This window comes from bacterium SCSIO 12741, from assembly GCA_024398055.1.
Taxonomy (GTDB): Bacteria; Bacteroidota; Bacteroidia; order Flavobacteriales_G; family Salibacteraceae; genus SCSIO-12741.
Genome location: CP073749.1, coordinates 5,050,722 through 5,065,218, shown reverse-complemented (window position 1 = coordinate 5,065,218; position 14,497 = coordinate 5,050,722). Strand labels below are relative to the sequence as shown.

General features: G+C 44.1%; 9 protein-coding genes. 5 read left to right on the top strand and 4 right to left on the bottom strand.

Going from position 1 to position 14,497, the window contains the following annotated elements; translation table 11 throughout:
* The first annotated feature begins 127 nt into the window (after positions 1–127).
* The 4 genes from KFE98_21545 to KFE98_21530 all read left to right on the top strand — a co-directional run bounded on the left by KFE98_21545 (position 128) and on the right by KFE98_21530 (position 9,035).
* The gene (locus KFE98_21545; protein ID UTW62547.1) at positions 128–3,595 is read left to right on the top strand and encodes a response regulator; all 3,468 of its coding nucleotides are present in this window, start codon (positions 128–130) and stop codon (positions 3,593–3,595) included.
* A 101-nt stretch (positions 3,596–3,696) separates the two neighbouring features.
* A complete protein-coding gene (locus KFE98_21540; GenBank protein UTW64766.1) occupies positions 3,697–5,874 on the top strand; it encodes an amino acid permease in 2,178 nt (725 codons plus the stop codon).
* Between the two features lie 69 nt (positions 5,875–5,943).
* Positions 5,944–8,445: a hypothetical protein gene (locus KFE98_21535; GenBank protein UTW62546.1), complete on the top strand. Its 2,502-nt coding sequence runs from the start codon at positions 5,944–5,946 to the stop codon at positions 8,443–8,445.
* 44 nt (positions 8,446–8,489) lie between these two features.
* On the top strand, positions 8,490–9,035 hold the full coding sequence (locus tag KFE98_21530; protein ID UTW62545.1) for a hypothetical protein: 546 nt from the start codon (positions 8,490–8,492) through the stop codon (positions 9,033–9,035).
* Positions 9,036–9,039: 4 nt separating this feature from the next.
* Here KFE98_21530 and KFE98_21525 read toward each other — a convergent pair whose 3' ends face one another.
* Positions 9,040–9,399: a response regulator gene (locus tag KFE98_21525; protein UTW62544.1), complete on the bottom strand. Its 360-nt coding sequence runs from the start codon at positions 9,397–9,399 to the stop codon at positions 9,040–9,042.
* Between the two features lie 143 nt (positions 9,400–9,542).
* Between KFE98_21525 and KFE98_21520 the strand changes: the two genes are divergently transcribed.
* Complete coding sequence (locus KFE98_21520; protein UTW62543.1) at positions 9,543–10,016, top strand: DinB family protein; 474 nt, start codon at positions 9,543–9,545, stop codon at positions 10,014–10,016.
* Here KFE98_21520 and KFE98_21515 read toward each other — a convergent pair.
* From KFE98_21515 to KFE98_21505, 3 genes are read right to left on the bottom strand one after another with little or no spacing between them, the layout of a single operon-like run.
* Entirely contained in the window at positions 9,997–10,854 is an 858-nt protein-coding gene (locus KFE98_21515; protein ID UTW62542.1) for an MBL fold metallo-hydrolase, read from the bottom strand. The genes KFE98_21520 and KFE98_21515 overlap by 20 nt on opposite strands.
* A gap of 9 nt (positions 10,855–10,863) precedes the next feature.
* Complete coding sequence (locus tag KFE98_21510) at positions 10,864–11,838, bottom strand: hypothetical protein (protein ID UTW62541.1); 975 nt, start codon at positions 11,836–11,838, stop codon at positions 10,864–10,866.
* A gap of 12 nt (positions 11,839–11,850) precedes the next feature.
* Positions 11,851–14,424: a PKD domain-containing protein gene (locus KFE98_21505; protein ID UTW62540.1), complete on the bottom strand. Its 2,574-nt coding sequence runs from the start codon at positions 14,422–14,424 to the stop codon at positions 11,851–11,853.
* Positions 14,425–14,497 lie beyond the last annotated feature (73 nt).

The following is a 14,497-nucleotide window of genomic DNA, read 5'->3' as shown; positions in this document are numbered from 1 at the left end:
CCAACCCACAACCGAAAAATTTAGTCTTTACCAAATAGCCGGTAGGCCTTAAATAGAATTTTGAAGGTGGACTCAATCCATTTTTGGGGAATCCGGTTAAATCTTAAAACTCATTTGTCAACCCCTAATGACTTTATTCAACAATTACCTGGCGTTCCTATTTGTATCCCTTTTACTTTTTCTTGTTAGCTGTGATAATCAACAAACCAAGCCCATCGATCCTCTCCCGACTTCATCTCCTAAGGAGCTCAAGAAGATTGCATCCTTTCTGAATTCTCAACCGGATTCGGCTCGTTTATTATCCAAAGAGTATGTGCAACAAGCGTTAGTTATTGGTGATGCACAATTGGAAAGGCAAGTACGACTTCTTGAGACGGAGGCCTGGCTTAAATTAGGGGTACCCGATTCGGCCATGGAATCGATTAAACGGATAGAGGACCGTTTCAAATCGGAGATAGAGAACTCATCGGCACAACTCATGTACTATCGGGCCTATGCTCATGAACTGTATGGGGATTTTGACCTGGCTCTACAACTATCCAAAATGGCGACTGAGCTGGCATTGGCCGAAAACAACCCGATGCTGGCCATTGAAAGTGAATTAATCCAGTATGATATATACCTAACCCAATTTCATTATGATTCCATCCTATTGAATCAAACTGAGATGCGATCTCAGATTCGTACTTATGGTAATCCAGGTCAATTGGCTCAATGGCTGAAAATAGAAGGCAGTAGGATGTATGAGATTGGGCAACCCAAAAGAGCTCGGGAGCTACTGGATTCAAGTGCTGTTTTGGCTCAATTGGACAATAATTTGATTCAATGGACGGAAACCTTGTTTCATAAATTTCAATTTGTTCCTCAGTGTTCAGAAATACAGGTGATCGAGTCTCATAGGAAAGTGTTGGATTCAATAGTTGATATTACAGGCAATCGCCGACATATTCAGCACATCCTAAAAATTCAGGCCTACACACAACTCCGCCATTCAGAGACTGCCCGGGGCATGGAATTGATGGAGCAGATTTGCGATTCTTATAAAAACCTTGGACTTAGATATTTGCACGCTGGCACTCAGCTTAGTTTGGCTCAGTGGTTAATAAACATGGGGCAAAGAGGGAAGGCCTTAGAGCTTTTGCAAGAGAATTTTGAGATCGTAAAAAACCGGAATTATGAATACCTGGAATTAGAATCGATTGCCCACATGATAAGGCTCTATGCGATAATGGGGGAGATCGATAAGATGCCAGATCTCTTAAGTGAATTGAAAATGAGAACAGCTGATCTTCAACCATTAAAACTGAAAAGGATGGCGGTTGATTGTGAAAAGCTCTATCATTTGAAAAGGAGAGATTTTAAGGAGGCTATCAAATTTCAAAAGGAGTTATTGGCGATAAACCGACAGTTGTCATCACCGTGTAATTCGATCAATACCCAATTGTATCTGGCTCAACTCTATTACTATGTTGGTGACATGGAAACCAGCAAAAAGATCTTCTTTTCAACCCTTGATACGGCTAAAAGTGCAGGATACCATGAGCTTGTAGCGCTGGGGCAAATACACGCCGGGCAAATGTTAAGATTTAGGGAATCGGAATTGGCTATTGAACTCATAGAAGAAGCGAATGAGTATTTCCTTAAGTCCCATAGGAGTGAAAATATAAAGCTGGCTTATTACTTTCTGGCTGATGCTAACCGACGAACGGGTGACTATAAAAACGCCTTCTCCTACAGTCAAAAATTGATGAAGTTTAAGGATAGCATCAATCAAGTTGATATCAATCAGCAAACAGCTCTACTGGCGACTCAATTAGAAACGGCTCAAAAAGAGCAAAAATTGGCTGAGTCTGAACGGAATGCTAAGGAAAAGGAGCTTCAACTGGAAGTTCAACAATCAGAGTTAAATCGGTCTAATCAATTTCTGGCCACCTCGATCATTTCGGGTATTCTGATCCTTATTTCAGGGTTGTTTCTGTTCAATCGCTATCGGCTTAAGAAAACAACGGAAAACCTAGCTCTTGTTAGAAAACAAAATGAACTTGAACGAGTCAATCGAGAAACGGAACAGCGGCTGGAAATGGAGTCCTTGAAAAATCGTTTTTTCACGGATGTTTCCCACGAGCTTAGAACACCGTTGACGCTCATTCATGGCCCTTTGGAACAGCTGATTGCGGAAAGGTCGCTGGAAAAGGACAATCGCCTCCAGGTCATGTTACGCAATACCAACCGGTTGCTCGATTTAGTCAATCAATCCTTAGACTTATCCCGGTTGGAAAGTGGTCAGGTTCAATTGAAATTGGAAAAAGGATCGTTTACCGACTTGCCTCTTGGAGTAGTGGAGCAGTTTCAGAGTTCCTTGAACCAAAAGCAAGTACGTTTAATCCTGAGCACCGATTCCGATTCTCTCCAGGGAGATATGGATAGTCAACAACTCAGAACAGTTTGGAACAATTTGCTCTCCAATGCCCTAAAGCATACTCCAGAAAAGGGAAAAATAACAGTTGCTACTTCCGTGGTTTATCGCAATGAGGTTGAATGGCTAAAAGGAAGCGTTAGTAATACAGGGCCGAAAATCGATCCAAAGCACCTTCCTCACTTGTTCGATCGTTATTACCGGGCTGAAGATTCGAAAGGGACTGGATCGGGAATTGGTTTGACTCTCTGTAAGGAAATCGTGGAACTCCATGGTGGCGATTTTACGGTTCAATCCGATTCTGTGCTTGGGACCACATTTACTTTTAGAATACCGAGATATTCAGATCAGAAATTACCCGACGCATCTTTGAAACCATTTGGAATTCAGGAAAGAGAAGCGGTAAGCACAGACGAACAGATTCCAGTAAATGGGACATTGTTGGTAGTGGATGATAATCCGGACATGCTGATCCACCTGAAAGGAATCTTAACTCCTCAATTTGAGGTAGTAACTGCAAGCAATGGAAAGGAGGCTCTTGAATGGACTCAGAAACAATCATTCGATTTGGTGATTAGCGATGTCATGATGCCTGAAACAGACGGAATAGGTCTTACCCAAAAGTTGAAGGAGAATCTAACTACTTCGCATCTGCCGGTCATTTTATTAACGGCAAAGGCCACTCAAGAAGACAAGTTAACAGGGCTTATTATCGGGGCAGATGATTACTTATATAAACCTTTCGATGCCCGGGAACTGGTCGTTAGAGCCGAGAATCTGATTCGCCAAAGAGCTCAGCTGCGCAATTTATACACGCAGGGAGTGCTGGTGCCGCCTCAAAAAGTGGCTAAAAACAAATTGGACCAGGATTTTCTGGAACGAGCCCGAAACGTGGTGGATAAACACCTACAAAATTCGGAATTCTCAGTAGAATACTTTTGCCAGGAAATGGCCCTCAATCGGACTAGTGTTCACCAAAAGCTGAAGGTCCTCACCGGACTTTCTACCAGTGCCTATATTCGTTACATACGAGTTTGTCATGCTGCCGAAATGATTCGAAGTGGAACCACCCATATGGGTACCGTCGCCGATCTGGTAGGATTTAACAGTCGGCAAGCGTTTAACAAGGCCTTTCAGGAACACTTTCATTTAACCCCTTCCGAATTCTCTCGATTATGACCCGAATTGAGCGGGTTTCAGATACTTATTGCCTCAAAACTTTTAGCTAATATTGAAGCCTTAACGAAAAAATGCCTCAGGAAACTAAGACAACAGCAACGATGGGAACTATGCCGGTTTTTATGACCGCCATTAGTACCATTCTGGGGGCCATTCTTTTTCTCCGTTTTGGCTATGCCGTGGGGAATGTTGGGCTCATTGGAACTTTTGCCATTATTCTTATTGGTCATTTGGTCACCATCCCTACTGCTATGGCGGTGGCAGAAATTGCCACCAACACCAAGGTAGAAGGAGGAGGAGCCTATTACATGATATCGAGGTCTTTTGGACTCAATATCGGTGCTGCTATTGGTATTGCCTTGTTTCTTTCCCAGGCCATTAGCGTGGCTTTTTATGTGATTGCCTTTGCGGAATCCTTTAAACCTCTGGCGGAAATCATTTTTACCCAATACGGTTATTTGGTTACGCCCCGTATGAGTGGACTGGCCTTTATGGCATTCCTTTCCATACTTATGTTGATAAAGGGGGCAGATATTGGGGTGAAGGCACTTTATGTGGTAGTCGTTATTCTTTTGGTTTCATTGGGTATGTTTTTCGCCGGTGATGCCTATTCCACACCTTCGAGCAGCCTGGTTAAAACGGTGAGTAAACCCGACGATTTCTTTTACGTATTTACCATCATATTTCCTGCTTTTACCGGTATTGCCGCAGGTTTGGGGCTATCAGGCGATCTAAAAGATCCCAAGCGTTCTATTCCAGCTGGTACCATGTGGGCAACGGCAGTAGGTATTGTTGTTTACATGGCAGTTGCCATCAAATTATTTTATTCCGCCAGTCTTCAGGATTTGGCGAATACCGATCACCTGATCATGGGGAAAATTGCCATTTGGGAGCCTATTATTCCTATTGGCCTGGCCTGTGCCGCGATTTCCTCCGCTTTGGGTTCGGTAATGATTGCTCCAAGAACCCTTCAGGCATTGGGAGTGGATCAGGTTTTCCCGCAAAGCATGAGTGGATGGTTTGCAAAGGGCAGGGGAAAAACAAATGAGCCATTCAATTCAACCCTGTTGACCTGCCTGATAGGGTTCTTCTTTATTGGTATCGGTGATATCGATTTTGTGGCTCAGATCATCTCCATGTTTTTCATGGTTACCTATGGCGCCATTTGCCTGATCTCCTTTTTAGAACATTTTGCGGCAGACCCGAGTTATCGACCCACGTTTAAGTCGAAGTGGTACCTCTCTCTCTTAGGAGCTGTTTTGTGTTTCTACTTGATGTTCAAAATGAACTTCTCCTACGCCTTGTTGTCCCTCGGCATTATGATTGGGATTTATATCTGGGCAACGAAAATTGGCAACACAGACCGCGATATCGCCAAGCTGCTTCGAGGAGTTCTCTTTCAGCTCAATCGGGAGTTAATGGTCTACATCCAACGCCGGGCTTCTTCTCGCGAAAAAGGTTGGAGACCCTTCATTATCTGCATTTCGGGCGATACCTTTAAGCGAACCACAGCATTGGATTTTGTACGCTGGCTAAGCCATAAGTATGGATTTGGAACCTACATCCACTTTTTAGAAGGCTTTTTGAACAAGGAGACCTATCAAGAATCTACCGAAACCAAACGCCGATTAATCGAGTCGATTAAGGGCGGTAATAAGGTGTATATGGATACGATAGTGTCTCCGTCCTACACCAGTGCCATTGCCCAATCCATTCAGCTGTCCGGGGTTTCGGGAAAAGGAAATAACCTGATACTTTTCGAATTTTCAGATGACGATAAAGAGAGTCTGAAAGAGGTGATCAACAACTACAACTTGATGCGCGCCACGCACTTCGATGTATGCGTATTGCGATCAACCTACAAAGGATTTGGGCAAAGAAAGAGCATTCATGTCTGGATTTCGGCCCGTGATTTTGAGAACTCCAATTTGATGATTCTGTTGGCCTACATTCTCACCGGTCATCCGGATTGGAAAGACAGCGAAATCAAGATTTTCTCGGGTTATGAAAAAGGTCAGTTGGAATGGAAGAAGGAGACCTTAATGGAATTGATCGGCGATGGTCGTCTACCTATATCTCGTAAAAATATTGAGCTCATTCCTCAGGACGGGGAGTTGATGACACGCATCATTGAACAAAAATCCCATCACGCTGATTTGACCATTCTCGGTTATTCTGCGGACGGAATTGAGCAGAAAGGGGCCGATCTTTTCAATGAGTTTCCGAAGCTTGGAAACACCCTCTTTGTTAGTGCCTACAAGAAGAAGGAAATCGAATAAAATAAATAATCCGGTGTTTTTCATCGAAAAACGGATGAATATTCGCAGGGGCTGTTATTTTTGATTGGAATGCGATTTCCTCGGGTCATAACATCATTCATCATCGGGCTTTTGGGCTTGTCCCTTTTTTTCTCCCAAAGTCTTCGTGCCCAGTCGTATACCCTCGAATACTTGAACAACCAGTATGAAACGCTGGGAAAGTTTGTTTTTGATCTTTCAGTCGACGGCCTTGGTAATGTATGGGTATCCACCGAAAATGGCCTCTTTTTCTACAATGGAGAATCCTTTAAACAGGTAGCCTTACCCAGTAAATCGGAGAGTTTTTATGTATCGGCCTTGGCCGTGAAGTCGGATACCGTGTATTTCGCAGGAAATGATGGTAGCATTTATTCCTGGGTGGCCGGTCAGGTCATTTCCATCAAGGAGCCTGGATTGGGTGGAGCACGGGTTCAGGTGTTGCGCAACTTTGGATCCAATATCTATGGCTTTGACCAGGGTAGGGGACTCTTTAAAGTGCAGAATGATGCCGCCATTCTTTACGCTGGTTTTCCTGAAGTAGAGGGAATGATTCAGGATATCATTATTCGCGATGGAAACTTTTTTCTGGCTACCACCAATGGTGTGTACTGGGCAAAAATGGAAGGAGCGGTCCGCCATTCCAAACCTCGATTAATTACAGATCAAAACTTGATTTCGGTGCTCTGTATCAAAATGCACCCCGATGGCAACGAGCTTTTTATCGGAACCGAGGATCAGGGAATTTACCGTTGGAATGTAGAGCAGGACAGCTTAAGCCAATTGGAGTTGCTTTCCGGACAAACCATCGTTTTCATGGACGTATTTGAAGACGAACTTTGGGCGGGAACCAGAAATAGAGGGATTTATAAAATCCGGAACCTGAAAGGCATTCCGTCTATTGCCTCCCGAATAGATCCGGTTGACGAACGAAAGAAGATTTTAGGAAACGACCTTTCCTGTGCTCATGCCATTGGCCGTTTCGATCTTTGGATTGGGACCAATGGAAATGGATTGATGCAAGCCCACCTTGATGAGTTTGAATACATCGACCTCTTTGCTGCTCATGATATCCGTTTTGTAAACGATGTGATCGCCTATGGAAACCGGTGGATTTTGCTGGGGACTGATAAGGGATTGTACCGTATCGACCGCACCGAAATGAATCTGCCAGATCGGCGGACGCAAGCCGAACTGATGTGGAACGAGAGCCCCATTCGATCATTGTACCTCGATCCGTTGGGTCAGTTGTGGATTGGATCGGATAGGGACGGGATATTTTTAGGGAGCTTTGATTTACGCGGTGAATTGAAATCCGTAAAGCGTATTGATCGAAACCTTCGAACCAAGATTTGGACCATTTCAGGCGATCAAAATGCCGGAGTATGGGTTGCGGCCATGACCCAGGGGATAAGGGTGTACAATTACCAGGGAAATCTATCCCGCAAGTTTTCTATGGATAATGGATTTATCCACAATGAGATTTATGCGTTGGAACCTAAGCCAGATGGAAGTATGTGCATCGGTACACCCACCAATGGATTGGCCCTTTACAAGCCTGATGGCGAGTTTACCATGCTTACCCGTGACGATAAGTTATTGCTCAAGGATGTGAGTGCGATTCAATCACTCAATGATGGAGTGTGGGTGGCTTCGCTTGGTCAGGGCGTGGGTTTTATGCGCGGTGATTCGGTGTGGTATTTACACAAAGAAGACGGATTGCTGAACGACTATTGCATAGGCTTAACCAGCGATCAGGCAGGAAACCTTTGGGTGGTCCACCAGGATGGATTGAGTTTGGTCGATACCAATCGCCGGGTATTCCGCCAGGTACATACCGAAGCTCGGGTAACCAGAAATGGTTTTTTGAGAAATGCCATTGTCACCGATCCGGATGGCCATATTTGGATTGGAGGATATGGAGGGGTTATTCGAATCAATTACCCGCATGAACTCTCCAAACCGAGTTATTCGGCGATGATTCCTGAAGACATGTTGATCTTCTACAAACCGCTGGATCAATACCAATTTACCGATGGTGGAAGTGGTGAGTTTAACCCCAATCGCATTATTCGCCTAAACCATGATCAGAATCATGTGACCATCAATTTTAGCCACCCGACTTTTCGTTTTCGAAATCAATATCAATACCAGTTTAAGCTGGAAGGGCTGGATCAGGATTGGACTCCTTTACAAAAAGAGCAATCTGCAACTTATACCAACCTCGATCCGGGAGTGTATACCTTTAGAGCTCGTCCGGTATTTTATGGTCAGCCCGGTGAAGAGGCGAAAATCACCTTTGTTATTAAGCCTGCGATTTGGGACCAGTTGTGGTTTCAGTTGATGCTTTTGGCCATTTTCCTTTTGGGAACCTTTACGGTTTATCGGGTGAGGATCTATTCCCTTCATCGCTCTAAGGTCAAGTTGCAGGAGTTGGTTAGCGAAAGAACCGAGCACCTTAAGCAACGGAATGAAGAGATTGAGCAGTTTACCTATTCCGTTACCCACGATTTAAAAAATCCGGTGCACAACATTCAGGGGCGATCAGTTCCCTAAAGCAGTTTGGCGAGCTGAAAGAAGACGATGAACCGCTATTGGAAGTGCTGGAGGACAGTACCAATAAACTGCACCAAAACCTGGAGCGAATTGCCGAAGTTCTTCGTTCCGATTACTCCTACATTGAGCAGAAAGAATGGTTGTATGTGGATGAGGTAATTGACGAATTGCACAAAAACATGGACCTTCTCATTCAGGAGTCTCAAGCTGATATTCGGGTGCACAAGGAGTTTGAAATGATCTATTTCAATGCGAGTTACTTCTACAGCTTCATTTACAATCTGGTGAGTAATTCCATCAAGTACCGACATCCGGATCGCCCTTGTATCGTTGATGTGCATTTTGAAATCACGGACGACCAGCACGTGAGAATTCGGGTAAAGGACAATGGCTTGGGAATCGACATGGATAAAGATGGTGATAAGATCTTTAAACTATTCCGTCGAATTCACGACCATACCGAAGGTAGTGGGGTAGGACTACACTTGATCAAAAAGATGATTGAGCGCTCTCGTGGCACCATCAGTGTGACCAGTAAATTAGGAGAGGGAACCGAATTTACCATTCGGCTCCTGGGCAATCACAAATAAGCGATTAGAGAATGTTCTGGATTTTTACCGGATCCAGAGGTTTGCTCAAGGCCCCTTTTACAAAAGGGTTGTCCATAAGGTAGCGATCATCTGCTTTGAGGTCGTTCGTAAGCATTAAGTACACTTCAACTCCTTTTAGAGGATTCGACTCTATTTCCTTTAAAAACTGCGCACCATCCATCACCGGCATATTAAGGTCGAGAAAAACAACCTTACGCTCTTCGTCCGAGTCCTCCTGAAGCTGCTCCCATACCTGTTGACCATTGGAAGCCAATCGGATATCACGGGCCACATTCATACGTTGAAGAATAAGTCGGCATAAGGTTTGGGTGGATTTGTCGTCGTCAGCTACGTAAAAAATCATGGGTATTAATTGATTCGGTTAAAGTAAATCAAAAAGCGATTTAGGCCGAAAAAATTGAGTGCAGAATTTAACATTTATGTAAGCCCTACAACTTCAACATTGAGGAATGGGAAGTATCATTGTATCGCAGCAAATAGAAAATCATGACGGAAGCAATCCAAAAGCAATTTGAACTAAACCGAATTACCCGGGAGCGGGCTTTAGAGGCTATTGAAGGACTTGAATTGGAACAGTTGACCAGAATACCGGAAGGGTTCAATAATTCCTTGCTGTGGAACTTTGGTCATATTATCGTAACTCAACAACTGTTGAGCTTTGGCTTGTGCAAACAGGAATTACCTATCGAAAAAGAATTGATTGAACGATACCGAAAAGGAAGTGCTCCTGACCCCAATCATCCCAACGCAGAAGCCGATCTAAACTATTTTAAAGCCAATGCGCTTAAGTGGATCGATTTGGCTCGTGAATATTATGAAGAAGATCGGTTTGAGCCATTTCACTCTTACCGAACCAGCTATGGGGTTCCCTTACTTTCCTTGGAAGATGCCATCGCCTTCAACAACATTCATGAAGGGCTGCATTTAGGCTATATGATGGCTATGAAAAGAGCTCGTTAAAGGCAAATCCTTGATCGAATCTTACACCCTTTTCAGTTTGACGCAACGTACCACACTCGTGAACGGCATCGTGCTCAAAGAATAGAACGTAATCGTTTTCCACCGCCTTTTGGTAAAATTGACTTCTCTCTTCAATGGTCAAAAGAGGACGTGTGTCGTATCCCATAACCCAAGCCAATGGCACATGAGCGTGTGAGGGAAGCAAATCGGCCATATAGACCAAGGTTTTTCCCTGGTATTCGATGTGTGGAATCATTTGGGACTCGGTATGTCCATTTACCACCAAAGCCCTAAAACCCGGGAACAATTCCTCAGTCATACCTTCGGAAGTATTCACAAATTTCAACTGACCGCTTTCTTGCAAAGGCATGATGTTTTCCTTCAAAAAGGACGCCTTCTCCCTCGGATTGGGTTCTATGGCCCATTGCCAGTGCGATTCGTTACTCCAAAACGTGGCATTAGGAAACGCAGGGCGATAACCGTCTTTGGAGGAGTTCCATTCCACAGCGCCACCACAATGATCAAAATGGAGGTGGGTCAAGAACACATCTGTAATATCGTTCCGATGAAATCCATGAGCCGCCAGGCTTTTGTCCAAAGTAGCATCTCCGTGTAAGAAGTAATAGGAAAAGAACTTTTCACTTTGCTTGGTTCCCATTCCACAATCCACCAATACCAGGCGATCGTCATATTCTACGAGCAAACAGCGCATAGACCAGGGGCACATATTGTTGTTATCGGCAGGGTAAACGCGTTGCCATAGAGATTTAGGAACCACGCCAAACATGGCACCTCCGTCCAACTTAAAATTTCCGGTTTCTATCGGGTATATTTTCATGCGATCTACTTATTGGGTCGGTTTACCTGGGGTAAGGTTTATTTCTACTTTGTACTTGTATTTAGGCGGTCCTCCAATTGGGATACTATAAAATCCAACGGCTCTGTTATATTGATTCTTTACATGAATCACGAGGTCGTTTTGAAAGCTTGAATTGGTCGAAATCTGAAGGTCGTAAGAGGTATTCCTTTCGGCCTCTGTTACCCGGTGGGTACTGGTCGACCAATGGTTGTCACCTGAGGTGCGAGCGGGATGCCGGTTTTTGGAAACGGAATACACCAAAATGTTTCCGGCCTTGTCAAAGTCAAAATTGTGTTGGGTAAGTGATACCGTGTTTTTATCAATGAATGGGTAGATGTGAGAAATGATGGACGAGTCTTCGGGCATCCGAAATGAGTACTCGTAGGTAAAGGCATTAGCGCCATCAATTCCTCTGTTGATTTGAGAATTTCTACTGAGAAAGAAGTAATACAGGTTCCCATCATCTCCTTGCCGACCCGTCACCGTTACCTTAAAAACATATCCTCCTAGCTCAGGGAGAAACTCACCATCTTTCGGATTGAAAGGGCCAAGGCTATACCAACTACTGTCGTAGTTGTCCTGAACTCCAAAGGTTTTAGAAGAGAGGAGGATGCCACTGTCATAACCCGGAACCGGATCTACATTTTGAGCGGCTAAGTTAGAATGAGCGCCCTTTCCACCGTAAACGTTATAACGCATGTAGGTATCAAAAACACCATTTACTTCATCGTGGTTTCCACCTACTTCGGGATCAAAAATTCGGATAAAAAAGGGTTCATTAAAGGCAACGGGAATGGTGAAGAAGACTACTTGAGAAAAGTCGTCATCACCCCATGCCTTATCAGATTGGGAACCAAACGTAACCAAAAACTCAATGTTTTCGGCTTCATTGGGAATACGCTGGCCCTGGGAGAAAAGGCAAAGGAAGCTAAGCAATAAAATTATCGGAGAGCCCTTCCACATGTAGTTGGTAATTTATTTTACCATCATCTTTTTCGTCGTGCACAAGGTAATGATATCTCCGTCAGATCGCAACTCCAATATCAATTTTACATCATACTCCCCGTAATGGTCAAAGAAATGGAAGCCCGAAGCATCACAGCGGTAGTGGTAATCTCCGAAGTTCCAATAGGCCTTTTCGATTTTGTAGTTTATCGGCGGTATGAAGTTATATCCAAAAGCAAAGAGCTCCCCTTCAAACACTTGATCAGGAAGATTTAAGCCCAGGTTCAAAGAATCCCGGATGCTGAGTTGGAGGTCCAGTTCATTCTGTTCAAACACTCTTCCCGATTCAGGGTCAGCCAACATTAGGTTTACCTGGTAGTTACCAAACACCTGGTAGCAGTGATTGATTTTTGCACCTTCCAGAACGTTTCCATCACCCAAGTTCCATTTGTAAATCAAGGGCTTGCCATTCGGGTCAATAGAAGAGGATAGGTCCAATTCAAAACAGGTGTAAGGTGCAATCTGATCAATACACAGGGTCAGTGTATCATGAGCCAATTTAGACTGGCAAAGGTTATCGGTATAGAAGATTCCATCCTGATCGGGCTCGAGGTAATCAGGTACACCTGATTTGTTTTTGTCTACCGGATTGAAAACGCCCTTGCCACCTCGTTTTTTGTCAAAGGTGTCGTCTATACCATTGCGTGAAAAGTCCAGTCCTGCTTTGTAACGGAAGCGCAAAAAGTCTTGAGCTTCAATGTAGTTGGAAAGGCCATCACCGTCGGCATCCTGATCACAGTGATTGTATTCTCCATCGTTGTCCAGATCTTCCAACATTTCAGGTTTGGCAATTACTCCTTCAGATAGACCATCTCCATCTTCATCAAAGTAATCGTTTACTTGACCAAATTCGTTGTAATTGGTTAATCCAATGGCAAATATGTCGAGCAAACCGTCATCGTCAGAATCACCATCGACGAAATCGGGACGAGAATCTAAGTCGTAGTCAAATACATCGTTGATACCGTCGTGGTTGTTGTCTTTGTAGGATCCCCAAATCGGGTGGTAAAAGTCTACGTCCAGGTAATTTGGAATTAAATCGTTGTCATCGTCTAAAAGCGGACTGGTTTCGTAACACTCCAATAGATTTGGAATTCCGTCATTATCCCCATCGCGATCTTTGTAATCGGGAACACCATCTTCATCGGAGTCCGGTTTACAGTAGTAAGCCAGGTTATAGTAGGAATCTTCCTGAAAATTGTAGAAGCGGGTAACCAAGGTAAAACCACTTCCTTTTTGCCAGGTTCTTTTTCCTTCGTTCTTAATACCTCTTACATTCAAGTCATCCCAGGAACAATCGGTTTGGTAATTTCCCTTTCCAACCATCCGGTAACGGATTCCGCCTGGGTTGCGAGCTACGTTGAACAAGGAAATGTACAACGGACCTTGACGGTAGGAGATTTTCGCCCGAAGGTTTGTCCCATTGGAAACCACTTGACCATTGGCCAATTTCCCATCAAATAGTACATCGTGGAATCCAGGTTCTTCAAATTTTTCGCTCAATACCACCGAAGTACGTGAATCTCCCATTTCAACCCCTACCGGTTCAATCTGAAATTTGAGCTCTGCCGTTTCTGAATTTTGAGCAATAATTGCCGCTCTTAAGGTTCCCTTAGGATCGTAAAAAGGAACAAACTCCAGGCCTCCTTTGAATCCGCTTAACCTTGGAAATACCATAGGATCAGGTGGATTTAGGAACATCAGGTGTTCAGGCTTCAAGGAAATGTTGTTATCGCTCACCTCGTGTTTAGGCGAGGAAGAGGAAAAAGATGCCAGGATAAATTCACCAGCTTGAAAGTCTGGTAAATTGATTTCACCAGCGTAGAATATTTCGTCATTCTCCGTAGCAGGAAACAAATTGTAGCAGGTGAGTGAACTATGTCCATTGTCTGGATCAGCCTGTAAATTCAAGCTGTATGAATACAGTCTTCCAGGAATACATTGATCGGATACAGCATCTTCCTTGCCGGCATAACGTCCAGCGTCTTTCGAAACTGAAACATCAAAAAGCTGGAAAGTGATGCGATCGGAAGTATTAGGAACCGTTTGACTCCCTACATTAAATTCAATGATGTAATCGCCGGCCTCCATGGCTTCAAAGCTCAGAGGAGTGTAACCGTCTTTTACAACCGTTCCAGGACCCGTAACGCAACGCTGCCAGGCATCGCGATCGCTGCCTCCGATATAACCAGCACCCGAGGTGGGTACTTTTCGTTGCATAAGGGTATCACCCGAAGGGCTAATGATGTGCATATAAATTTCGGCGGGAGCAACCTGGTTACGGATGTAGGTCACATTACCATTGGTAAAGCAATTACCAAAACCCATGTGTATCCACTCACCACTGTGGTTGATACGGATATACATTTTCTCACTAATGGGGGAACCGAAAGACATCGAACCACTTCCCGGAACGCCTTTATAAGGGGTCGCTTGAAGAAAGAGATTGGATGCATATTCTCTACGAAGTTCTGCGGTACCTTCTGCCCAAGCAGAATATACCAATAACGTTATCAAACAAATGAAAACAACTCTCCGGGTCATGCACTGATTTTCACCAAAATTAAGTGAAGAAACTTATTGGGCAAACCAGGGGGGAATAAAAGATGCCATTCAT